The sequence below is a fragment of the Propionibacterium acidifaciens DSM 21887 genome (genome assembly GCF_000426605.1).
GTDB lineage: Bacteria > Actinomycetota > Actinomycetes > Propionibacteriales > Propionibacteriaceae > Propionibacterium > Propionibacterium acidifaciens.
In genome coordinates this window covers 55,451-77,533 of sequence record NZ_AUFR01000010.1, presented here as the reverse complement: position 1 = coordinate 77,533, position 22,083 = coordinate 55,451, and the positions used below count along the sequence as shown (strand labels likewise).

Here is a 22,083-nt window from a genome sequence, read left to right as displayed (position 1 = left end):
GAGGAAACGGACAATCATGGCAATCAAAGCCGCTGATGTGAAGAAGCTGCGCGACGCCACCGGCGCCGGCATGATGGACGCCAAGAAGGCCCTCACCGAGGCCGACGGCGACTTCGAGAAGGCCGTCGAGATCCTGCGCGTGAGCGGGGCCGCCAAGGCCGCCAAGCGCGCCGACCGCGACGCCGCCAACGGTCTCGTCGCCGCCTCCGGGAATGCCCTGATCCACCTCGGCTCCGAGACCGACTTCGTCGCCAAGAACGCCGAGTTCATCGAGCTCGGACAGGCCATCGCCGAGGCCGTCGACAGGGCCGGCGCCGACGGCAGGCAGGCGGCCCTCGAGGTCGAGCTCGCCGACGGGCGCACCGTCGCCGAGGCGATCGGCGAGATCGCCGCCAAGATCGGCGAGAAGATCGAGCTGGCCGACGCCGCCCGCCTGCCCGGCGCCATCGACGTCTACCTGCACAGGCGCAACCCCGACCTGCCGCCGCAGGTCGGCGTGGCCGTCGCCTACGAGGGCGACGACGCGGAGTTCGTCCACCAGGTCGCGCTCCAGATCGCCTCGATGAGCCCCCAGTACCTCACGCGGGAGGACGTCCCCGCCGACGTGCTCGCCAAGGAGCGGCGCATCGCCGAGGAGACCGCGAAGGAGGAGGGCAAGCCCGAGAAGATCATCCCGCGCATCGTCGAGGGCCGGATCAGCGCCTTCTACAAGGACGTCTGCCTGCTCGAGCAGCCCAGCGTCGCCGACGACAAGAAGTCGGTCGGCGCGCTGGCCGACGAGCACGGCGTCACGGTGACGCGCTTCGTGCGCTTCGCCGCGGGCGCCTGAGTCCAGGCTCACGAGGGCCCCACCCGGGGGACGACCGGGTGGGGCCCTCGTGCGTCCCCGGGCGGTCCGGCCGTCCGGGCGGGAGGGCCCGCAACCGGTAGAGTGGCCACAGCAGTCAGACCGCGTCGATCACCGCCCCAGGAGGACACTGTGCCCGAACCCTTCCACCGAGTCCTGCTCAAGCTCTCCGGCGAGGCCTTCGGCAACGGGAGGCTCGGTGTCGACCCGCACACGGTCCGCACCATCGCCCAGCAGATCGTCGCGGTGACGAGGTCCGGCACGCAGGTCGCCGTCGTCGTCGGCGGCGGCAACTACTTCCGCGGGGCCGAGCTGCAGGCCGGCGGCATGGACCGCGACCGCGCCGACTACATCGGCATGCTCGGCACCGTCATGAACGCGCTCGCCCTCCAGGACTTCTGCGAGAAGGAGGGCGTGCCCACCCGCGTCCAGAGCGCCATCACGATGGGTCAGGTCGCCGAGTCCTACATCCCGCGCCGCGCGGAGCGCCACCTCGAGAAGGGCCGCATCGTCATCTTCGCCGCCGGCTCGGGCATGCCGTACTTCTCCACCGACACGGTCGCCGCTCAGCGCGCCCTCGAGATCGGCGCCGAGGTGCTCCTCATGGCGAAGAACGGCGTCGACGGCGTCTACGACGCCGACCCGCGCGCCGAGCCGGGGGCCACCATGTACGCCGAGCTGAGCTACGACCAGTTCCTCGCCCAGGACCTGAAGGTCGCCGACGCCACGGCCGTCAGCCTGGCCCGCGACAACGACCTCGACATGATCTTCTTCAACCTCGACGACCCCGACAACATCATGCGGGCCGTGCGCGGCGAGAAGATCGGCACCCTCGTGCACTGCTGATCGGCAGGGCATCGCAATCCTCGGAAAGGAATCATCGTGACGGCAGACATCATCAGGGGCGCCGAGAAGAAGATGGAGGGCGCCATCGCCTTCGCGAAGGAGGACTTCGCCGCCGTGCGCACGGGCCGCGCCAACCCCGCCATGTTCAACAAGCTCGAGGCCGACTACTACGGTGCGCCGACCCCGCTCCAGCAGCTGGCCTCCTTCAGCTCGCCCGAGCCCCGGACCATGCTCATCACGCCCTACGACAAGGGGGCCCTGGGGGCCATCGAGAAGGCCGTGCGCGACTCCGATCTCGGCGTCAACCCGGCCAGCGACGGCAACGCCATCCGCTGCGTCCTGCCCGAGCTCACGCAGGAGCGCCGCAAGGAGTACATCAAGATCGTGCGGGGCAGGGCCGAGGAGGCCCGCGTCACGATCCGCGGTCACCGTCACCACGCCCTCGAGGCCATCAAGAGGAAGGCCAAGAACAAGGAGATCGGCGAGGACGAGGCCAAGCGCGCCGAGAAGGCCCTCGACGCCACCACGAAGAAGCACGTGGCGAGGGTCGACGAGCTGCTCAAGGCCAAGGAGCAGGAGCTGATGTCCGTCTAGGGGCATCGACCCGCCATGACCTCCCCCCATCCGACGGCCCCCCATCCGGCGGGCGGCGACGGGTCCGCCCACGCGCACCGGACGGGCCGCAACCTGCCGGTCGCCATCACGACCGGGGTCGTCCTCGGCGCGATCGTCATCGCCACGCTCATGTGGTGGCACTGGGGCTTCGCCCTCTTCAGCGCGGTCGCCCTCACGGCCGGCGTCCAGGAGGTCTGCAACGCCATCGAGCGGGTCGGCGCCCATCCGGCCCGCTGGCCCGTGCTCGTCGGCACGCCCCTGCTCGTGCTCGCCTCCTACGCCCTGTTCGACGCGGGCCAGCGCGAACGCGCGCTGGGCGTGATCATCGGGATGCTCGCGTTCATGGTGGTCGCCGTCCTGCTGGCGCGCATCCCGAAGGGCCCGGACGGCTTCCTCAGGGACGCCGCCGCCAGCGTCTTCACCATCGGCTACCTGCCGCTGCTCGGCTCCACCTGCACGCTCATGCTCGCCGACGACCACGGCGGCCGTCGCGTGCTGTGCTTCCTCATCGCCGTCATCGCCTGCGACACCGGGGCCTTCGCCCTCGGCGTGCTCTTCGGCCGGCACAGGATGGCCCCCCGGGTCAGTCCGGGCAAGAGCTGGGAGGGCCTCGTCGGGGGCCTCGTCGTCGCCCTCGTGGCGGGCGCCGTCTCGGTCCGCCTCATGCTGGACGCCCCCGTGTGGGTGGGCGCCCTCATGGGCGTCGTCGTCGGGGCCGTCGGGGCCCTCGGCGACCTGGTGGAGTCGGCGATCAAACGCGACGCCGGCATCAAGGACATGTCGCACGTCGTGCCCGGGCACGGCGGGGCGATGGACCGGCTCGACTCGATCGTCCTGGCCGCGCCGGCGGCTTGGTTCGTGCTGTACCTTCTCGTGGTGTGAACCAGCGCACCGGAGGGCCCGCCGGGGCCCCCACCATCGAGCAGATCATGTCCCCCGGCCCGGGTCGGCGCCCGCCCCGTCACTGGATGGACCTCGCGCCCGCCGAGCGCGTCGACGCGGTGCGCGCCATGGGTCTGCCCGCCTTCCGCGCCCGGCAGATCTCGACCCACTGGTTCACGCGCCTCGAGGACGACCCGGCCGGGTGGACCGATCTTCCCGCCGACGCGCGCGAACGGATCGCCGGGATCCTCCTCCCGCCCCTCCTGGAGCCCGTCCAGGAGCTCGCCGCCGACCACGGCACGACGGTCAAGACCGCATGGCGCCTGTACGACGGCTGCCTCGTCGAGTCGGTGCTCATGCGCTACCTGCACCGCACCACCGTCTGCATCAGCTCGGAGGCCGGCTGCGGCATCGGCTGCCCGTTCTGCGCCACCGGGCAGGGCGGCCTGCAGCGCAATCTGTCGACCGCCGAGATCGTCGGCCAGGTCGTCCACGGCGCGCGCCTGCTGGCCCGGGGCTCGGCGCCCGGCGGGCCGGGGCGCGTCACCAACGTCGTCTTCATGGGCATGGGCGAGCCCCTGGCCAACTTCTCGGCGGTGCTCGCCGCGGTGCGCGAGCTCACGCGCCCCGAACCCGACGGGCTGGGCATCTCCGCCCGGGGCCTCACCGTCTCGACCGTCGGGATGGTGCCCCGCATGCGCCAGCTGACCGGGGCGGGCGTTCCCGTGACGCTGGCCGTCTCGCTGCACGCCCCCGACGACGAGCTGCGCGACGAGCTCGTGCCGCTCAACCGGCACTTCGACATCGACGCGGTGCTCGACGCCGCCTGGGACCACGCGAGGACCAGCGGGCGGCGCGTCTCGATCGAGTACGTCCTCATCAAGGACGTCAACGACCAGGCCTGGCGGGCCGACCTGCTGGCCCGCCGGCTCGCCGAGCGCGGCGACTGGAACTGGGCGCACGTCAACCTCATCCCGCTCAACCCGACGCCCGGCTCCCGGTGGACCGCCTCGCGCCGGGAGGACGAGGAGGCCTTCGTCCGGCACCTGGCCCGGCACGGCATCCCCGTGACCGTGCGCGACACCCGCGGACGCGAGATCGACGGCGCCTGCGGCCAGCTCGCCGCCCGGGTCGGCGCCGACGGCGGCGACCTCGCCCGCCGGGCGGTCGGGGGCGCCCCGGCCGGGGCGTGAGCGGCGGCGGGGCGCGGGCAGCGACGCCCTGTGAACACATGTGCGCCGGTCCGGAACAATTCCCAGATGAAAGCCCTGGTCGGAGCGGTGTTCTTCGCAGTTTCCCATGGGCGGCCCGGCAGGACCATAATCACCGGGGTGCGAGATGTTGTGCTTCTGGGCAGTACCGGGTCGATCGGGACGCAGACCTGCGAGGTGATCGACGCACGGCGCGAGCGGTTCCGCATCGTGGCGCTCAGCGCCGGGGGAGGGCAGGTCGGACGGCTGGCCCGCCAGGCCGCGCACTTCGCCCCGAGGGCGGTCGGCATCGCCGAGTCCGGCCACGAGGACGAGTTCTGGGCGGCCTTCGAGGCCGCCGGCGGCACGAGCCGACCCGCCCTCCTCAGCGGGCCCGAGGCGAACACCGAGCTCGCCGCCGCGCGGGCCGACGTCGTCCTCAACGCCATCACCGGCTCGGCCGGACTGCTCGCCACCCTCGCCGCCCTCGACGCCGGGACGACGCTGGCCCTGGCCAACAAGGAGTCCCTCGTCATCGGCGGGCACTTGGTCACCGACCGGGCGCGTCCCGGCCAGCTGGTCGCCGTGGACTCCGAGCACTCCGCCTTCGCCCAGTGCCTGCGCGGCGGCGGGGCCCGCGAGGTGCGCCGCCTCGTGCTCACCGCCTCCGGCGGCCCCTTCCGCGGCATGACCCGCGACGAGCTCGCCGGCGTGACGCCGGAGCAGGCCCTGGCGCACCCCACCTGGAGCATGGGGCGGGTCATCACCATCAACTCGGCCACCCTCGTCAACAAGGGCCTCGAGCTGCTCGAGGCCGCCCTGCTCTACGACGTCGGCCTGGACGACATCACCGTCGTCGTCCACCCCCAGTCGGTGGTTCACTCCGGCGTCGAGTTCTTCGACGGCGCGACGATCCTCCAGGCCTCCCCGCCCGACATGAGGCTGCCCATCGGGCTGGCCCTCGCCTGGCCGGAGCGGATGGCGGGCGCCGCGGCCGGGTGCGACTGGTCGAGTGCCGCCGCCTGGACCTTCGAGCCGCTCGACTCGCGGACCTTCCCGGCGGTCGAGCTGGCCCGCCGCGCCGGGCGGGCCGGGGGCACCGCGCCGGCCGTCCTCAACGGGGCCAACGAGGTCTGCGTGGACGCCTTCTTCGAGGGCCGCCTCGGCTTCCTCGGCATCACCGACACGATCGCGCGCGTCGTCGACGAGCACCTCGCCGACGGCCACGTGGACGACGCCGGGTTGAGCGTCGAGGCGGTCCTGGGCGCCGATGCCTGGGCGCGCCGCCGCGCCGAGCAGCTGTGCCGCTGAGACCCGGTCGCGAAGGCCCCGGCAGGGCTGTGCGGGCGAGCCGGCCTCGGGGCCCTGGTCGACGCCCGGATCGGCCCGACTCCGGATGCCGGCAGGACGGCCGCCGGCCGCGCCCTCGCCCGTGCGGCCGCACCCGTCAGCAGGGGTCCGCGAGGCGGACGAGTGAGGCCTGGCCAGTCCCCGCTCCTGCGCCCCGGCTACCCTTGGGGGCATGGCTGACGACCTCCTCATCGACCCCCCGGACGACAAGCCGGTCCCCACCGTCGCCACACGGCGCAGGACCCGCATGATCCACGTGGGCGCGGTGGCGATGGGCGGCGACGCCCCGGTCTCCGTGCAGTCGATGACCACAACCCTCACCGCCGACATCAATGCGACGCTCCAGCAGATCGCCCAGCTCACCGCGGCCGGCTGCGACATCGTCCGGGTCGCCGTCCCGAGCCAGGACGACGCCGACGCCCTGCCGGCGATCGCCGCGAAGTCCCGGATCCCCGTCGTCGCCGACATCCACTTCAACCCCAAGTACGTCTTCGCGGCCATCGGGGCCGGCTGCGCCGGCGTCCGCGTCAATCCCGGCAACATCAAGCGCTTCGACGACAAGGTGGGCGAGATCGCCAGGGCCGCCGTCGACCACGGCACCGGCCTGCGCATCGGCATCAATGCGGGCTCCCTCGACAAGCGCCTCATGGAGATGTACCGGACCGACCCGGCCGGCGCCCTCGTGCAGTCCGCGCTCAACGAGGCCCGCCTCTTCGAGGACGTCGGCTTCCACGACTTCGCCATCTCGGTCAAGCACCACGACCCGGTCATCATGATCCAGGCCTACCGGCGCCTGTCCGAGGCCTGCGACTACCCGCTGCACCTCGGCGTCACCGAGGCCGGCCCGGCCTTCCAGGGCACCATCAAGTCCTCCGTCGCCTTCGGGGCGCTGCTGGCCGAGGGCATCGGCGACACCATCCGGGTGTCCCTGTCCGCCGACCCGGTCGAGGAGGTCAAGGTCGGCGTCAAGATCCTCGAGTCCCTCAACCTGCGGCCCCGCCAGTTCGAGATCGTCAGCTGCCCCAGCTGCGGGCGCGCCCAGGTCGACGTCTGCACGCTCGCCGAGCAGGTCACCGAGGCCCTCAAGGACATGACCGTACCGATCCGCGTGGCCGTCATGGGCTGCGTCGTGAACGGGCCCGGCGAGGCCCGCGAGGCCGACCTCGGCGTGGCCTCCGGGAACGGCAAGGGCCAGATCATCGCCAAGGGCCAGGTCATCAGGACCGTGCCCGAGGACGAGATCGTCGAGACCCTCGTGACGATGGCCCACGAGATGGCCGCCGACTTCGCCGAGCAGGGCTCCCCGCAGGTCATCGTCTGATGCCCCTCGCCCACTCGGCCGACGCGCTCTGGCCCGTCCCGTTGCGGGGACGGGCCAGAGCACTCGGGTCGATGGACCTGCCGGCGCTGCGCGCCCTGCTGGACGAGCACCCGGTGGAGAACGTCTTCCTCAACGCGCGGCTCGATGCGGCCGGTCTCGCTCCGTCGGCCCTCGGCTGCCGCATCTGGGGCTACTTCCGGGACGGCCGACTCGTCGCCGCCTGCCATGCGGGCGCGAATCTCGTCCTCGTCGGCGACGACCCCGACGCCCTCGACGCCTTCGTCGACCGGCTCGGCCCGCGGCGCACCAGTCAGGCCATCATGGGGCGCTCGGCGACGGTGGCCGCCGTCCACGAGCGCCTCGTCGCTCGCTGGGGCCCCGCCTGGCTCGGGGCCCGCTCCCTCAGGGCCCACCAGCCGCTCATGGCCATCGACCACCCGCCGACGGTGGCCGGGGACCCGCGCGTCGGCGTCGTCGCCGACGACCGCCTCGGGCCCTACTTCGACGCCGCCGTCGCGATGTACACCGAGGAGGTCGGCGCCAGCCCGCTCGACCCGGCCAACAGCTACGCCGCGTACGTGCGGAGCCTCATCACGACCCGCCGCGCCTTCGGCGCCTACGACCCGCTCGGCGGGCGCTTCTGGTTCAAGTCCGACATCGGCGCCGTGCACGAGCGGGTCTGCCAGGTCCAGGGGGTGTGGGTCGCCCCCGACCTGCGGGGCCGGGGCCTGGCGGTGCCCGCCGTGGCCCGCGTCGTCGAGCTGGCCCGCCGGTTCCACCCCGTCGTCTCGCTGTACGTCAACGACTACAACGCCGCGGCCCGCGCCGTCTACGAGCACGTCGGCTTCCGGCAGGTCGGCGAGCTGGCGACGATCCTGTACTGAGGCCCCGGCCCGCGCCGAGGCCCGGGCTCTTCGGCTTCAGCAGAGTGCCCGGCGTAGGTCCATCGTGAACCGGTTCCGGCCGACAGTGACGCGAGGCTCCAGGAATCCGGTGGGATTGCGGGTGACACCGAGCGCCCAAGCCATGTCGTAGAGGCCGTCCTCCCTGAGACGCTCGCACATGATCGCCATGCGGTCCACGCAACCGGCGCCCCTGAACGCGGGATCGGGGACACCGATCCGCGTTCTGGCTCCAACAGGTTTCTGAGCCTCCGGAGTGATCTCCATGTCTCGGGCGGCCTGTCCCGTCTGTGGTGCCAACAGGTTCCTGAGCTCCGGAGTGATCTCCATGAGGAAGGACGTAACCACGCAGCATGGTCGCAGGGACGAGGCCCAGTTCTTGTGCTCGTTCGAGGTCCTGCGCTGCGCCGATGACCTCAGCGGCGCGGTTGTTGAGGTTCTTGCCCTCGGATCCGGCCATGGACTTGTACTCGGTGGCAAGAATCAGGTATCCCGTTGTTCAAGACGAGCAGGTCCCAGGACTTCGAGACGCGATGGTACCCGGGTGCGGTGGCTCGTCGGTCTGTGCAGCAGGTGTGCCCGGTCAGCCCGAGATCCTGGAGCTCTTCGACGATGAGCCTGTTCACACCGGCCAGATGTCTTCCACCCGTGGCTGCTGCTCGTGCACCGCCCTGGGCCCGACCGGTCGTCTCGGAGAGCTCTTGCTGTCCCAGTTTGGTCGTGATCCAGAAGTCAACGGCGTTCGTGATGCGTTCCCTGTCTCGTGCGTTCATGGTGGAGACTCACAAGGTCGGGAACAGTTTCCAGGCAGCGGCGTTCGCGCGCTTCCGATCATGGAGGCGGAACGCGGCTGCGAGCTCGGAGGAGGCTTCAGCCGGGACCTGATCGGGGGCTGGGATGTGCACCGTGCGCAGCACAGTGGGCTGGAATCTCAGGGTCCCGCCGCGCATCCGGACGCAGTGCGCCGCGACCTGCTTCCCGATGGGCACTGACATGAGGAGGCCGCCGAGTGCATCCAAGTCCCACTCAGTGCTGATGAACCATGTCAGACCGTGGTGCGGGTAGAACCCCCTCGGGACGCGGACTGGATGGGCATGGAGTTTCATGTCCTGCACCACCAGCAGGTCCTGCTCCATGAGAGAGGGGTTGGATGAGTCGGTCGTCCGCCACCAGTGTGTGGATCTTTTCGCGACGTTCCGTGACATCGGCTGGTCACGGTGCGCCTCGTAGAAACGGCGCAGCAGCGGATACTCGTCGATCGGGACAAGAGCGCGGCCCGCCCATGGGCTCACAAGGTGTTCACCGGTCCACTCGAACCAGGGCCCCTGACCGCGTCGGGAGTGGCCATGGGAATCATGCGGTCCGGTTCCACAGTGGCCTGTCGTTGAATGCAGACCGTGTCGGCACCCGTGGCGATCCCGATGCCCGGTGTGACGCCTGCCTGCTCGATCTGGGGCATGGTGTCGAGCTTGGTGGGCCAGGCGAGCTCCTCTGGTGTGCCATCAGGCCATATGCCACTGGTGGTATGACAGTGATCCATACGGGCGGTGGTGGCATCGAGGTTGCGGTATCCGTCGGTGGGAGTGGCTCGCCATGCGAGGTGGTCGCGGGCGGCATCCCCTCCGAAATGCTCGGACGCGGTCGCGAGGCGCACCGTGCCCTGCGCGCCGCGGTGGATGTTCACGATCGCGGGATAGGCGCGGGATAGGCGCTGACTCTGTCGTCGAACGCGTCTGCGTCATGCATGACGAGGACGTCATCGACGCTGAAATCGCGCACAATCTTCGCGCGCAGCCCCTTTCCGTAACCACTGCGCATCCACCGGTCTGCGCAGATGAACAGCAGTCGACCATCGGGCCTGAGGAGGGCGGGGACGCGTTCGAAGAAACCGACGAGGGTCAGCTCAGCCACTCATGGTAGGGCATTTTCTCCACCCATGGTAGGGCATTTTCGACGGTAGGTCGCGAGCAGTGCCGGATCGAGGTTCCCCACCCGGATGCATGGGGGATCGCCTATCGCAAGATCAGCGGTCGGGACGTCGCCGAGGAGAAAATCCCCTGTGTGGAACCAAGCGGCGGCTAATTCAACGGCCATCGGGCAGCCTGCACTGGTCAGGATCGCTGCGGCGAGTTTCCGACAGGTCATGACGTGCTCGGTGCGCAGGTCGTAGCCGCGCAACGCGTCGAACATGGATTCCCAGCGTGCCCCGCTCATCGCGAGCCGCCTCACCATCGGGCCCACGAACGCGCCGGACCCGATGCTCGGTTCCACGACGCGAAGGGTCGGGACATCACCGGTGCAGCCGGCCAAGTCCAGGGTGAGATCGACAACCCGACGACGGGTGGAGACCTCGCCGGTGGTTGTGATCGTCATCATGCACCTCCGGGCAGAGCTTCTCACGTGACGGTCGCATTACCGCCATGCACCGACATCCGGTGCGCTCCCGTGTCCGAGGCGCCGAACCATTCGGATCCCCCGGGTGCATTCGATCCGACCGGCGCCGGCAGACGACCTGCGGGGCGCCTCGCCCGTCCGGCACTAGGATTGGCACGGCACCGCTTCGAGAAAGGCCCCAGGACCCGTGATCACCCGAATGAGCAAGCTCTTCGTCCGCACGCTGCGCGATGACCCGGCGGACGCGGAGATCCCCAGCCACCGCTTCCTCGTCCGGGCCGGGTACATCCGCCGCGTCGCCCCCGGCGTCTACGCCTGGCTGCCGCTCGGCCTGCGGGTCCTGTCACGGGTCGAGGCCATCGTTCGCGAGGAGATGGACGCCATCGGTGCTCAGGAGGTCCGCCTGCCGGTCCTGCTGCCGCGCGAGCCCTACGAGACCACCGGCCGCTGGACCGAGTACGGCCCGAACCTCTTCCGGCTGGTCGACCGCCGGGGGGCCGACATGCTCCTCGGGCCCACCCATGAGGAGATGTTCACCCTCATGGTCAAGGACCTCTACTCCTCCTACAAGGACCTCCCGGTCACGTTGTACCAGATCCAGAACAAGTACCGCGACGAGGCCCGGCCGCGCGCCGGCGTGCTGCGCGGGCGAGAGTTCGTCATGAAGGACTCCTACTCCTTCGACGTCGACGACGAGGGCCTGGACGCCAGCTACCTGAGGCACCGCGGGGCCTACATCCGCATCTTCGACCGCCTCGGCCTCGACTACGTCATCGTGAGGGCGAACGCCGGCGCCATGGGCGGCTCGGCCTCGGAGGAGTTCCTGGCCGTCGCCGAGAACGGCGAGGACACCTTCGTGCGCTCCCCGGGCGGCTACGCCGCCAACGTCGAGGCCGTCGCCGTGCCGGCGCCCGAGCCGGTGCCGTGCGAGGACGCCCCCGCGGCGCGGGTCGTCGACACGCCCGACGTGCCGACCATCGACACGCTCGTCGAGCTGCTCAACAGCGCCCACCCCCGGCCCGACCGCCCCTGGACCGCCGCGGACACCCTCAAGAACGTCGTCTTCATGACCGTGACCCCCGACGGCACCCGCGAGCCGGTCGTCATCGGCCTGCCGGGCGACCGCGCCGTCGACCCCAAGCGCCTCGCGGTGGCCGTCCAGCCCGCCGAGGTCGACGACTTCACCGACGAGGACTTCGAGAGGTACCCGCAGCTCGTCAAGGGCTACATCGGTCCGGCTCGCGACGGCGCCCAGTTCCTCGGCGCCGAGGCCCCCGCCGGGGTGCGCTACCTGCTCGACCCCCGGGTCGTGCCCGGCACCAGCTGGGCGACCGGCGCAAACGAGCGCTTCCGGCACGTCATCGGGCTGGTCGCCGGGCGCGACTTCACCGCCGACGGCGTCGGCGACGTCGCCGAGATCCGCGAGGGCGACCCGGCCCCCGACGGCTCGGGCCCGCTGAGCCTGGCCCGCGGCGTCGAGATGGGCCACATCTTCCAGCTCGGCCGCAAGTACGCCGAGGCCCTCGGACTGAAGGTCCTCGACCGCAACGGCCGGCTCGTCACCGTCACCATGGGCTCCTACGGCATCGGCGTCACCCGGGCCGTCGGCATGATCGCCGAGGCCGCCTGCGACGAGAAGGGCCTGTGCTGGCCGCGCGAGGTCGCGCCGTTCCAGGTGCAGGTGCTCGCCACGGGCAGGGGCGCCGAGATCATCGACAGGGCGACCGGGATCGCCGAGGCCCTCGACGCTGCCGGCGTGCCCGTCCTGCTCGACGACCGCAAGGCGAGCCCGGGCGTGAAGTTCAACGACGCCGAGCTGCTCGGCATGCCCACCCTCGTGGTCGTCGGCCGCGGCCTGGTCGACGGCGTCGTCGAGCTGCGCGACCGCGCCAGCGGCTCCCGGCGCGAGGTCGGGGCGGACGAGGCCGTCGAGCAGGTGCTCGCCGTCGTCCGCGGCGGGTGAGACGCGGCCGTTCACACCCAGCCGGGCCACCAGCAGGTGCCGAGTCCCCGGGCCGGCGCCTGACCGGCCTGCGCGACGGCCCGGTCGAGGATCTCGTCCAGCCCGTAGGGGAGGCCCGCGCCGGGCGAGCCGGTGCCGGAGGGGCCCGCCGACTCGCCCGCGCCGGGGGTGGCGGCGGCCAGGCGCAGCCAGCCGGCGAGCACGGCGTCCTCCAGGCCGGCCCAGATCCCGTCGCGCGAGTCCTCGTCGTCGGGATCGCCGCCCAGCTCGTACTCCAGTTCGGGGCCGGCCGTCCGCCCGCCCGCCGCGGCGATCCGCTCGGCCGCCTCGACGCGCAGGGCCTCGACCTCGTCGCGGCGCGCCGACATGTCGGCACGGGTGCCGCCCGAGCGGCCGATCATCGTCTCCAGCCCGTAGCGCAGGGCGTCGAGGCGGCTCACGAGCGCGTCGGCGGAGTCCAGGGCGGTGCCGGGCTCGACGTGCACCGGGACGGCCCGCCCGGCGACGGGCGCGGGGAAGGGGTCAGGACCGCCCAGCGCCACCGCCGCGCGGCCGGCGAAGACCGCCAGCGAGCACCAGAGCATGCGCATCGAGGAGTCCTGCTCGCCGGACGCCGCCGCACGGTGCGAGGCCTCCGCGTCGCGGTAGGCCTGCGCGAGGGCGCCGGAGGGCTCGGGGGAGGGGGCCGGCGTCGACGGCTCGGCGATCGGGGAGGGGTCGGCGCGCGTGCCGCCCAACGGGTCGGCCTGCAGGAGCACCCGGACGTGCGAGGAGTGCGCGGCCGCCGCCGCCTCGTACCACGCGGCGAGCCCGGCGTCCTCGTCGGCGGCCGCGTCGGCGCGGCGGGCCTCGACGAATGCGCCCAGGCCGGCCTCGACGCCGGCCCCGACGCGCCGGGGGTCGTCGGGCGCCAGGGTGTGCGACGCCGCCGAGGACCCGGCCGACACGACGGGCGAGGGCGCGCAGGCCGCGAGCGCGCCGAGGGCCGGGACGGCCAGAATCATCCTGCGGGAGACCATGCCCCACACCCTAGTGCGGGCGCCCGTCCGGCCCCGGGGCCGCGCCCCGCCCCCTGGACGTCCACCTGCCGGGCCTCTGGGGCATCCCCGTCTCTGGAGCACCCCCGCCCATGCCCGCGACGGCCCCTCCCGCCCCGTCCGCCGGCCCTCGTCGTCGGGTCTGCGGACGGGCGGGCCCGGCTATGCTGGAAGGCACAACCGAACCGACAAGAGGATGAGGGCCGGCCTGTGAACGAATCAGCGTTGGTAGCCGTGCTCGAGCCCATCGTGGCCGCGCACGGACTCGAATTGGACGATCTCACCGTGGTGAACGCCGGCAGGCGCAGCGTCCTGCGCATCGCGCTCGACGGGGACGGTCCCGACGGCCGCGGTCCCACCATCGACGACATCGCCGAGGCCACGCGCGCCATCTCGGCCGCGCTCGACGACTCCGACGCCATCGGTGAGCATCCCTACACGCTCGAGGTCGGCTCCCGCGGCGTGTCCGCGCCGCTCGAGCGCCCGGCGCACTGGCGCCGCAACGTCTCCCGCCTGGTCCGGATCACCCCCGTCGAGGGCGAGCGCTTCGTCGGGCGGATCCGCGCCGTCGACGACACCGGCGCCGAACTCGACGTCGACGGGCGTCGTCGGCGCCTCGGCTTCGACGCGGTGCGCCGCGCCGTGGTCCAGGTCGAGCTGAACCGCAGGGACGAGGAGGTCTGAGATGGACGTGGACATGACGGCCCTGAGGGCCATCGGCAACGAGAAGGACATCTCCTTCGACTACTTGGTGCGCGCCATCGAGGACGCGCTCTACAACGCCTACACGAAGACCGGCAGCCCCAAGCCGGGCGCTCGGGTCGTGCTCGACCGTCGCTCCGGCAGGGCCTCGGTCATGGTCCCCGAGCGCGACGAGGCCGGTGAGGTCGTCGGCGAATACGACGACACCCCCGCCGACTTCGGCCGGGTCGCCGCCTCGACCGCCCGCCAGGTGATCTTCCAGCGGCTGCGCGAGGCCGAGGACGAGCGCACGTACGGCAAGTTCAGCGCCTCCGAGGGCGACATCCTCACCGGCGTCGTCCAGAAGGACGGCGGCAGCAGGACCGTGCGCGTGGACCTGGGCGAGACCGAGGGCTTCATGCCGCTGGCCGAGCAGACCCCCGGCGAGAACTACGAGCACGGCAAACGCCTGCGCATTTACGTCGTGAGCGTGCGCATGGAGGCCCGCGGACCCCGGGTCATGGTCAGCCGCACCCACCCGAACCTCGTGAAGAAGCTCTTCGAGCTCGAGGTCCCCGAGGTCGAGCAGGGCGTCGTGGAGATCATGGGCATCGCCCGGGAGGCCGGCCACCGCTCGAAGATCGCGGTCGTCTCGCACAACCCCGACGTCTCGGCCAAGGGCGCCTGCATCGGTCCGATGGGCCAGCGGGTGCGCGCCGTCATGCACGAGCTGAACGAGGAGAAGATCGACATCGTCGACTGGTCCGAGGACCCCGCCGTGTACGTCGGCAACTCGCTGAGCCCCGCCAAGGCGGTCACCGTCCAGATCATCGACCGGGCGGCCCGCACGGTGCGCGTCATCGTGCCGGACTACCAGCTCTCCCTGGCGATCGGCAGGGAGGGGCAGAACGTCCGGCTCGCCGCGCGCCTCACCGGCTGGAGGATCGACATCAAGCCCGATATCACCCCCGATTCACCCTCTGTAACAGCCAGTTGACCCGGGCATATCGGTGTGGTAGGTTTCTAATAGGTCGCGAGTGACCGGTTGAGGGGTGAATCATCCTCCCGCTCTCGCACCGAAGGCTGGGATCCCAGGGGGTGGGGATCCCAGCCGCTTCACTTAACCCCCTGGGCGGCGCCCGTCGCGCCGCCCAGGGGTCTCATCGCACGTCGCGTCGCTCGAAACCGACGAAGCCGACTGCGAGCAGGGGCCATCGCGATGCCGCCGACGACGAGGAGCCCGGTCCACGGGGCGTCGTCCGCGGTGATGTTCGGTACGTGGCCTATGGGGCTGATCGACATCGCTTGGTCCGGGAACCTGAACGTCGGGCCCAGCAGGGTGATGCCGAAGGTCGCCACGATGCCCGCCCCTCCGAGGGGGCGCAGCGTCGGACGCGTGGCGACGACCGCCGTCGCGAGCCCGACGAGCAGCCAGACGGCCGGGACCGTGCAGGCGGCCTGTTCCAGGGTCTCGCCGAACGTGATGGCCGTGCCCCCGAGCGCGTTCACCAGGCCGATGCCGGCGTCGGCGACGAGCATCGCGCCTCCGGACGAGCCGAGCGCCACGAGGACGGCGCGAGGTAGCGGTCGCGGCGCAGCGGGCCGGCCAGCAGCGGTTCCGCGCGGCGGTCGAGCTCCTCGGCGCGGACGCGCATGACGATCTGCGTCCCCAGGACCGCGGCGACGACGTCCAGCAGCTGCCCAGTCGTGACGATGAACGCGGACGACAGCTCGTCCTCGTCCATCCGGCCGGAGACGAGGAGGGCGGAGACCACCGGGTCGTCCGGTCAGGATCGAGCCGACCGAGGTGCCCGGCGAGCCCATGGTGAGGTCGAGCACGGCGAAGGCGGCGCCCCACCGGCCCAGCGCGCTGTGGAGGCGCCAGGTCAGGGCCAGGACGGCCCAGTGCGGCGCGTGGGCGGGACCGGTCGGGGAGGGACGATGCCGCCGCTGAGGTCCCGGTGCTCGGCGGCGGCCAGGGCCGCGACGAGCAGCGCGGCCGTCAGCCCGAGCGCCGCGAGCAGCGGCAGCGGGTCGTTCTCGACGGCCGGACCGGTCCGCTCGAACCGGCCGAACGGGGTGAGCCACTGCGTCCGGTCTGGCGCGTCGTTCGCGTCGAGGCAGCCCCGGACGACGTAGAGCGCCCGGGCCGCCGAACGCGCGGGATCCGGCGGCGTGCGCGTCCGCGCCGAACTGGGCGGTGAGCGCGCCGAAGACCAGCGCGGAGACCGCGAAGGTCGCCGCCGGGACGAGCGTCGGGACGGCCCCGCCGCCGAACGCGCGGGTGAGCGCGAAGCAGAACGTGCCGAGCGCGGTCGCGAACAGGACCAGCAGGACAACCAGCAGGACAATCGGCACGAGCAGCCGGCTCCGACGGCCGATGACGCCCGAGGCGACGGGCTCGGCGCGCCTGCAGTCTCATCCTCGCTCATCCTCGCGGGTGTCGCGCGCGACGAGCAGGACCGCCATGAGACCGGACAGCAGGGAGCCGAGCGTCCCGGACCGCCAGGCGGTGGAGCCGTCGACGGTCATCAGGTCACGGGCCGGCCCGAGGACCAGGTCGATCGCCGGATCGGAGGACATGGCCACGGCCAGCGCCGCGCGGTCCTCGGCAGTCGGTAAGACCACCGGCGGGCGGCGGCCGAGCTCGCCGACGGGGTGCCGACGAGGACGATCCAGGGCGCGGTGCCCCGGACGTCCCGGCGCAGCGTCATCACGAGCAGCGGCCGCACCCCCGGCCCCGACCGCCAGGTCGGGGCCGGCGAGGGCGATGGTGGCTCCGAACCGCTTGACCAGCCCGCGTGCGAGGATCACCGTGTCAGCGCCCATGGTCGTCCTCCGGACGGGCCCGGTGACCGTCCTTCGGTGGGGCGCCGAGCGCCAGGTCGGCCCGGATGGCCGGCTCGGGCAGCTCGACGAGTCGTTCGGCGTCCAGACCCGCCGGCGGCTCCACACCCATGAGCCCGCGGATGACGACCGTGCCCAGCAGGTGCGAGGCGACGAGGGTCAGGCGCAGCCGGGCCTGCTGGGGGGAGAGGCCCTCGAGGCGCGCCGAGACGGGTTCGACGGCCGCCGTCGAGAGGAAGTCGACCAGGGCGCCGAAGCGCTCGGGGTCCTCGAGGGCGCGGCGCAGGAGGGCCCTCATCTGGGGCCCGCTGCGCGGGCTCTCCCAGATGTCGACGAAGGCCCTCACGATCACCTCGGGCAGTTCGTCGGCCGTGCCGATCGCCTCGAAGCGGGCGAGGACCTCCTGCGGCTCGACGGGGATCTCCATCGCCTGCCGGAACAGGCCCTCCTTGCCGCCGAAGCAGTGGGTTGATGGGGGACGGGTCGACTCCGGGCGGGGCCCGGCGGCGGCCCCGGCTATCCTGACCGGGTGAGCGCCTCCCGTCCGATCCGCACCTGCGTCGGCTGCCGCCGCACCGACGAGCGGTCCGCGCTGCGCCGGTACGTGCGCACCGACCGGGGGCTGGTGCTCGACGAGGCCGGTGGTGCGCCCGGGCGGGGCGTCTGGGTGCATCCGGACCGCCGGTGCTGGGACGGGGCGCTGCGCGGAGGATTCGCCCGCGCCCTGCGCGCCCCCGTGCGCCCCGACGAGATCGACCGGCCTCCGTTCGAGTAGCGCCGCGGACGGCGTCCGCGCGGTCGTCGACGCCCGTCACCGGTTGGTCTGCGAGGGGTGCCGCGGAGTAGACTGATTCGTGCGCGCCATTGCGGCGCGCGTTCATTCGTGCCGTGAGGTGCGGTGTGTTCCCAGTGATCTTCAGAAAGTGGGCTAACGCTCATGACCACTCGATGAGTACGCAGCAATGAGCACAACCGACGACTAACCGGTCCTGGCGGACGCCCGGACCTGAAGGAGAGTAGTGGCCAAGGTCCGCGTCTACGAGCTCGCCAAGGAGCTCGGACTCGAAAGCAAAGAACTTCTGGCGAAGCTGAAGGACATGGGCGAGTTCGTCCGGTCCGCCTCGTCGACCATTGAAGCCCCCGTGGTGCGCAGGGTGACCGAGAAGGTCCGGTCCGAGCGCACGGGGGGCGATGGCGATTCGTCGTCCGCCGCCAAGCCGGCCGCGGAGGCCCGGCCCGCGCGCTCGTCCGCGCCGACGGTGGGCTCGTCCGCACCCGCCGCGCGTCCTGCGGCCCGTCCCGGCGCCCCGAAGCCGGCCGCGCCCTCCGGCGCCCCCAAGCCGGGCGCCCGCCCGCGTCCTGGCGGCAGGGCCCAGGGCTCCGCCTCGCCGTCGGCGCCCGCCTCCGGTCCGGCTCCGCGCCCCGGCGCCCCGGCCCGTTCCGGCGCCCGCCCGACCCCCGGCCCGCGCCCGGCCGCCCCCGCGCCGCGTCCCGGTCGGGGCTCCGGCGCCCGTCCCGGCCCGCGCCCCGGGGGTTCCCGCGCGGGGGCGACCGGCGGCCTGCCCACCGGTCGCGGCGGCCGCCGCGGCGGTGCCCCGCGTCCCGGGAACAACCCGTTCAGCCAGTCCCAGGGGATGGGTCAGCAGCGCCGCGGCCAGGGCCGTTCCGCCGAGGGCGCCCGGCCGCACGCGCCCCGTCCCGGCGCCACCGGCGGTCTGCCCCGCCCCAACCCGGCGATGATGCCCAAGCGTCACAACTCCCAGCTGGCCCCGGCCGGCTCACGCTCCACCCGCGGCGGCGGTCGCGGGCGCGGCAGCGGCGGCCCCGGCCGCGGTGGCGGCGGCTTCCGCGGCGGCCCCGGCATGGGCGTGCCCCTCGGCGGCGGTCGCGGCGGCCGTGGCGGCCGTGGCGGCTCCGGCACGCAGGGCGCCTTCGGGCGCGGCGGCGGGAACCGCCGCGGTCGCAAGAGCCGCAAGCAGCGCAGGCAGGAGTTCGACGAGATGCAGGCGCCGACGATCGGCGGCGTGCGCATCAAGCAGGGCAATGGCGAGACCGTTCGGCTGCGCCGCGGCTCCTCGTTGACCGATCTCGCCGAGAAGATCGGCGCCGATCCGGCCGCCCTCGTGCAGGTCCTGTTCAATCTGGGCGAGATGATCACGGCCACCCAGTCGGTCCCCGACGAGACCCTCGAGGTCCTCGGCGCCGAGCTGAACTACACCATCGACGTGGTCTCGCCCGAGGACGAGGACCGCGAGCTCCTGGAGAGCTTCGACCTGGAGTTCGGCGAGGACGAAGGCGACGAGTCCGACCTCGCCCCGCGCCCCCCGGTCGTCACCGTCATGGGCCACGTCGACCACGGCAAGACGAAGCTGCTCGACGCGCTGCGCCACACGCACGTCGTCGAGGGCGAGGCCGGCGGCATCACCCAGTCGATCGGCGCCTACCAGGTGCAGGCGGAGGTCGACGGCGAGGACCGTCCGATCACCTTCATCGACACCCCCGGTCACGAGGCCTTCACCGCCATGCGGGCCCGCGGCGCCAAGTCCACCGACATCGCGGTGCTCGTCGTCGCGGCCGATGACGGCGTCATGCCCCAGACCATCGAGGCCCTCAACCACGCGAAGGCCGCCGATGTGCCGATCGTCGTCGCGGTGAACAAGATCGACAAGCCCGGCGCCGACCCCACCAAGGTGCGCGGTCAGCTGACCGAGTTCGAGCTGGTCCCCGAGGAGTACGGCGGCGACACCATGTTCGTCGACGTCTCGGCCGTCACCGGTCAGGGCCTGGACGACCTGCTGCAGGCCATCGTCCTCACCGCCGACGCCGCCCTGGACCTGCGGGCCAATCCCGACATGGACGCCCAGGGCGTCGCCATCGAGGCCCACCTCGACAAGGGCCGCGGTCCCGTGGCCACCGCCCTGGTCCAGCGCGGCACCCTGCGCAAGGGGGACTCGATCGTCGCGGGCTCGGCCTACGGCCGCGTGCGCGCCCTCGTCAACGACCACGGCGAGCAGGTCGACGAGGCCACGCCATCGATGCCGGTCCAGGTGCTCGGCCTGACCAGCGTCCCCGGCGCCGGCGACAACTTCCTGGTCGTCGAGGACGACCGCATGGCCCGCCAGATCGCCGAGAAGCGCGAGGCCCGCATCCGCGCCGCCCAGCAGGCCGCGTCGAGCCGCCGTCGCACGCTCGACGAGCTGTTCGAGCAGATGGAGAAGGGCGAGACCAACGAGCTGCTGCTCATCCTCAAGGGCGATTCGGCCGGCTCGGTCGAGGCGCTGGAGGACTCGCTCAGCCAGATCGACGTGGGCAACGAGGTCGACCTGCGCGTCATCGACCGCGGCGTCGGCGCCATCACCGAGACCAATGTCACGCTGGCGGCCGCGTCCGAGCCGCACGCCGTCATCATCGGCTTCAACGTACGTCCGACCGTCCAGGCCGCCCGCATGGCCGACCAGGACAACGTCGACGTGCGCTACTACACGGTCATCTACGACGCGATCGACGAGATCGAGGCCGCCCTCAAGGGCATGCTCAAGCCGGTCTACGAGGAGAGGACGCTCGGCACGGCCGAGATCCGCGAGATCTTCCACTCCTCCAAGGTGGGCAACATCGCCGGCTGCATGGTGCTCGACGGCATCATCCGGCGCAACGCCACGGCGCGCCTGGTGCGCGACGGCGTCGTCGTCGCCGAGACCTCGATCAACTCGCTGCGTCGGGAGAAGGACGACGTCACCGAGGTCCGCGAGGGCTTCGAGTGCGGCCTCACGCTGGGCTACTCCGACATCCGCGTCGGCGACCAGATCGAGACCCACGAGATGGTCGAGAAGGAGAGGGACAAGTAGGGATGCCCAGCCCTCGCATCGCCAGGCTCGAGGACCGGATTCAGGTCATCGTCGCGCAGCTGCTCCAGACGCGCGTCAAGGACCCGCGCCTCGGCTTCGTCACCGTCACCGACGTGCGGCTCACGGGCGACGCCCGCGAGGCCACCGTCTTCTACACGGTGATGGGGGCCGAGGCGGATCTGGCCGCCACCGCTGCGGCGCTCGAGTCGGCGAAGGGCCTGCTGCGCTCGGCCGTGGGCAGGCGGCTCGGGCTGCGCTTCGTCCCGACGCTGGCCTTCGTGCCCGACGCGACCACCGCGACCGCCGCCGACATGGAGGCGCTGCTCGCCCGGGTCCGTCGGGCCGACGCCGAGCTCGAGGCCCGCAGGGGCACCAGCTTCGCCGGTGAGGCCGACCCCTACCGGGCCGACGGAGGGGCCGAGTGAGCGGCCGGGCGGCGTCGACCGGCCCCAGCGGCCTGATCGTCATCGACAAGCCGGCGGGTCTCACTTCCCACCAGGTGGTGGGGCGCTGCCGGCGGCTCTACGCGACCCGGCGCGTCGGGCATGCCGGCACGCTCGACCCGATGGCCACCGGGGTGCTCATCATCGGCGTCAACCGGGCCACCCGTCTGCTCGGCCGCTTGGCCCTGCACGACAAGTCCTACACGGCCACCATCCGGTTGGGGCGCTCGACCGTCACGGATGACGCCTCCGGGGAGGTCCTCACGAGCGCCGACGCCTCCGGCCTGGCCGACGCGGCCGTCGAGGCCGCCGTCGCCGCGCTGCGCGGGCCGATCATGCAGGTTCCGAGCGCCGTCTCGGCCATCAAGGTGAACGGGCGGCGCTCCCACGCCCGGGTGCGCGCCGGCGAGCGGGTCGAGCTCGCCGCCCGCCCGGTCACCGTCGACGAGTTCACCGTGCTCGGGCGGCGCAGCCACGACGGCCTGACCGATCTCGACGTCGTCGTCACCTGCTCCTCGGGCACCTACGTGCGGGCCCTGGCCCGGGACCTCGGCTCCGCCCTGGGGGTCGGCGGCCACCTCACCGCCCTGCGCCGCACCCGCATCGGCGGTCACCGCATCGAGGACGCCTGGGCCCTGCCGGACCCCGACGACCCCGAGGCCGTCGCGCCGCCGCTCATGAGCATGGCCGATGCGGCCAGGATCAGCCTTCCGGTGCTCGACATCGATGCCGACCAGTGCGTCGCCGTCGGCCACGGCGCCGCGCTGCCCATCGACGTGCCCGCCGGGCCCACCGGCCTCATCGACCCGCAGGGGCGGCTCGTCGCCCTCTACCGCCCGGACGGGCCGGGTCGGGCCCGCCCGGTGGCGGTGCTCATCGGCGGGGACGGCCCCTGACAGACGCCCGGGGCGGCGGGGCCG

26 protein-coding genes are annotated in these 22,083 nt (G+C 72.4%); 15 read left to right on the top strand and 11 right to left on the bottom strand.

The genetic code is table 11. The annotated features are described in order from the left end of the window. Nucleotides 1-16: 16 nt before the first annotated feature. From tsf to K336_RS0105190, 8 genes are all read left to right on the top strand, one after another. Nucleotides 17-829 carry a translation elongation factor Ts gene (gene tsf, locus K336_RS0105225; RefSeq protein ID WP_021796212.1) on the top strand — a complete coding sequence of 271 codons (813 nt, stop codon included), beginning with the start codon at nt 17-19 and terminating at the stop codon, nt 827-829. 150 nt (nt 830-979) lie between these two features. Next, the gene (gene pyrH / locus K336_RS0105220; protein ID WP_021796211.1) at nt 980-1,693 is read left to right on the top strand and encodes a UMP kinase; all 714 of its coding nucleotides are present in this window, start codon (nt 980-982) and stop codon (nt 1,691-1,693) included. 72 nt (nt 1,694-1,765) lie between these two features. Then, nucleotides 1,766-2,287, top strand: coding sequence for a ribosome recycling factor (gene frr, locus K336_RS0105215; RefSeq protein ID WP_211223453.1), 522 nt, complete (start codon nt 1,766-1,768; stop codon nt 2,285-2,287). Between the two features lie 15 nt (nt 2,288-2,302). Beyond that, the gene (locus tag K336_RS0105210; RefSeq protein WP_028706472.1) at nt 2,303-3,190 is read left to right on the top strand and encodes a phosphatidate cytidylyltransferase; all 888 of its coding nucleotides are present in this window, start codon (nt 2,303-2,305) and stop codon (nt 3,188-3,190) included. 47 nt (nt 3,191-3,237) lie between these two features. Continuing rightward, complete coding sequence (gene rlmN / locus K336_RS14615) at nt 3,238-4,383, top strand: dual-specificity RNA methyltransferase RlmN (RefSeq protein ID WP_051245433.1); 1,146 nt, start codon at nt 3,238-3,240, stop codon at nt 4,381-4,383. A 138-nt stretch (nt 4,384-4,521) separates the two neighbouring features. Further along, nucleotides 4,522-5,691, top strand: coding sequence for a 1-deoxy-D-xylulose-5-phosphate reductoisomerase (dxr, locus tag K336_RS0105200; RefSeq protein WP_021796229.1), 1,170 nt, complete (start codon nt 4,522-4,524; stop codon nt 5,689-5,691). Nucleotides 5,692-5,902: 211 nt separating this feature from the next. Then, nucleotides 5,903-7,051: a flavodoxin-dependent (E)-4-hydroxy-3-methylbut-2-enyl-diphosphate synthase gene (gene ispG / locus K336_RS0105195; RefSeq protein WP_028706471.1), complete on the top strand. Its 1,149-nt coding sequence runs from the start codon at nt 5,903-5,905 to the stop codon at nt 7,049-7,051. Next, nucleotides 7,051-7,935 carry a GNAT family N-acetyltransferase gene (locus K336_RS0105190; RefSeq protein WP_051245428.1) on the top strand — a complete coding sequence of 295 codons (885 nt, stop codon included), beginning with the start codon at nt 7,051-7,053 and terminating at the stop codon, nt 7,933-7,935. Before ispG ends, K336_RS0105190 begins: the two co-directional genes overlap by 1 nt. Nucleotides 7,936-7,971: 36 nt before the next feature. Here the strand turns inward: K336_RS0105190 and K336_RS19310 are convergent, their stop codons facing one another. From K336_RS19310 to K336_RS19285, 6 genes are all read right to left on the bottom strand, one after another. Next, entirely contained in the window at nt 7,972-8,283 is a 312-nt protein-coding gene (locus tag K336_RS19310) for a hypothetical protein (RefSeq protein ID WP_211223450.1), read from the bottom strand. An 86-nt stretch (nt 8,284-8,369) separates the two neighbouring features. After that, nucleotides 8,370-8,726 (bottom strand): PaeR7I family type II restriction endonuclease, encoded by a 357-nt coding sequence (locus tag K336_RS20110; protein WP_211223449.1) that lies wholly within the window; start codon nt 8,724-8,726, stop codon nt 8,370-8,372. Nucleotides 8,727-8,735: 9 nt separating this feature from the next. Then, complete coding sequence (locus tag K336_RS19300; RefSeq protein ID WP_028706468.1) at nt 8,736-9,089, bottom strand: hypothetical protein; 354 nt, start codon at nt 9,087-9,089, stop codon at nt 8,736-8,738. A gap of 152 nt (nt 9,090-9,241) precedes the next feature. Then, nucleotides 9,242-9,637, bottom strand: coding sequence for a hypothetical protein (locus K336_RS19295; RefSeq protein WP_211223448.1), 396 nt, complete (start codon nt 9,635-9,637; stop codon nt 9,242-9,244). After that, nucleotides 9,634-9,864 (bottom strand): Eco57I restriction-modification methylase domain-containing protein, encoded by a 231-nt coding sequence (locus tag K336_RS19290; protein WP_028706467.1) that lies wholly within the window; start codon nt 9,862-9,864, stop codon nt 9,634-9,636. Before K336_RS19290 ends, K336_RS19295 begins: the two co-directional genes overlap by 4 nt. Beyond that, nucleotides 9,865-10,326, bottom strand: a complete 462-nt coding sequence (locus tag K336_RS19285; protein ID WP_196807717.1) for a hypothetical protein — start codon at nt 10,324-10,326, stop codon at nt 9,865-9,867. Nucleotides 10,327-10,546: 220 nt separating this feature from the next. Here K336_RS19285 and K336_RS0105165 point away from each other — a divergent pair, with 220 nt between their 5' ends. Then, nucleotides 10,547-12,310 (top strand): proline--tRNA ligase, encoded by a 1,764-nt coding sequence (locus K336_RS0105165; RefSeq protein ID WP_028706466.1) that lies wholly within the window; start codon nt 10,547-10,549, stop codon nt 12,308-12,310. A gap of 11 nt (nt 12,311-12,321) precedes the next feature. On the opposite strand, the gene K336_RS0105160 is transcribed toward K336_RS0105165, so the two are convergent. Beyond that, nucleotides 12,322-13,329: a hypothetical protein gene (locus tag K336_RS0105160; protein WP_028706465.1), complete on the bottom strand. Its 1,008-nt coding sequence runs from the start codon at nt 13,327-13,329 to the stop codon at nt 12,322-12,324. A gap of 228 nt (nt 13,330-13,557) precedes the next feature. On the opposite strand from K336_RS0105160, the gene rimP reads away from it, so the two are divergent. Further along, nucleotides 13,558-14,031, top strand: a complete 474-nt coding sequence (gene rimP / locus K336_RS0105155; protein ID WP_021798327.1) for a ribosome maturation factor RimP — start codon at nt 13,558-13,560, stop codon at nt 14,029-14,031. 1 nt (nt 14,032) lies between these two features. Further along, nucleotides 14,033-15,025, top strand: coding sequence for a transcription termination factor NusA (nusA, locus tag K336_RS14600; RefSeq protein ID WP_043150338.1), 993 nt, complete (start codon nt 14,033-14,035; stop codon nt 15,023-15,025). A gap of 119 nt (nt 15,026-15,144) precedes the next feature. Here the strand turns inward: nusA and K336_RS16875 are convergent, their stop codons facing one another. The 4 genes from K336_RS16875 to K336_RS14590 all read right to left on the bottom strand — a co-directional run bounded on the left by K336_RS16875 (nt 15,145) and on the right by K336_RS14590 (nt 17,302). Further along, nucleotides 15,145-15,567, bottom strand: coding sequence for a hypothetical protein (locus tag K336_RS16875; RefSeq protein WP_028706464.1), 423 nt, complete (start codon nt 15,565-15,567; stop codon nt 15,145-15,147). After that, a complete protein-coding gene (locus tag K336_RS16870) occupies nt 15,534-15,803 on the bottom strand; it encodes a hypothetical protein (RefSeq protein WP_028706463.1) in 270 nt (89 codons plus the stop codon). Before K336_RS16870 ends, K336_RS16875 begins: the two co-directional genes overlap by 34 nt. Before the next feature lie 643 nt (nt 15,804-16,446). After that, nucleotides 16,447-16,857 carry a hypothetical protein gene (locus tag K336_RS16865; RefSeq protein WP_021798326.1) on the bottom strand — a complete coding sequence of 137 codons (411 nt, stop codon included), beginning with the start codon at nt 16,855-16,857 and terminating at the stop codon, nt 16,447-16,449. Next, nucleotides 16,847-17,302 carry a TetR/AcrR family transcriptional regulator gene (locus tag K336_RS14590; protein ID WP_051245427.1) on the bottom strand — a complete coding sequence of 152 codons (456 nt, stop codon included), beginning with the start codon at nt 17,300-17,302 and terminating at the stop codon, nt 16,847-16,849. Before K336_RS14590 ends, K336_RS16865 begins: the two co-directional genes overlap by 11 nt. 102 nt (nt 17,303-17,404) lie before the next feature. On the opposite strand from K336_RS14590, the gene K336_RS0105125 reads away from it, so the two are divergent. From K336_RS0105125 to truB, 4 genes are all read left to right on the top strand, one after another. Next, nucleotides 17,405-17,650, top strand: a complete 246-nt coding sequence (locus tag K336_RS0105125; RefSeq protein WP_021798322.1) for a YlxR family protein — start codon at nt 17,405-17,407, stop codon at nt 17,648-17,650. 244 nt (nt 17,651-17,894) lie between these two features. Continuing rightward, nucleotides 17,895-20,720, top strand: a complete 2,826-nt coding sequence (gene infB, locus K336_RS0105120) for a translation initiation factor IF-2 (protein ID WP_028706462.1) — start codon at nt 17,895-17,897, stop codon at nt 20,718-20,720. Nucleotides 20,721-20,722: 2 nt separating this feature from the next. After that, complete coding sequence (gene rbfA, locus K336_RS0105115; protein WP_021797494.1) at nt 20,723-21,145, top strand: 30S ribosome-binding factor RbfA; 423 nt, start codon at nt 20,723-20,725, stop codon at nt 21,143-21,145. Then, nucleotides 21,142-22,059, top strand: coding sequence for a tRNA pseudouridine(55) synthase TruB (truB, locus tag K336_RS0105110; RefSeq protein ID WP_028706461.1), 918 nt, complete (start codon nt 21,142-21,144; stop codon nt 22,057-22,059). The genes rbfA and truB overlap by 4 nt, the downstream gene beginning before the upstream one ends. Nucleotides 22,060-22,083 lie beyond the last annotated feature (24 nt).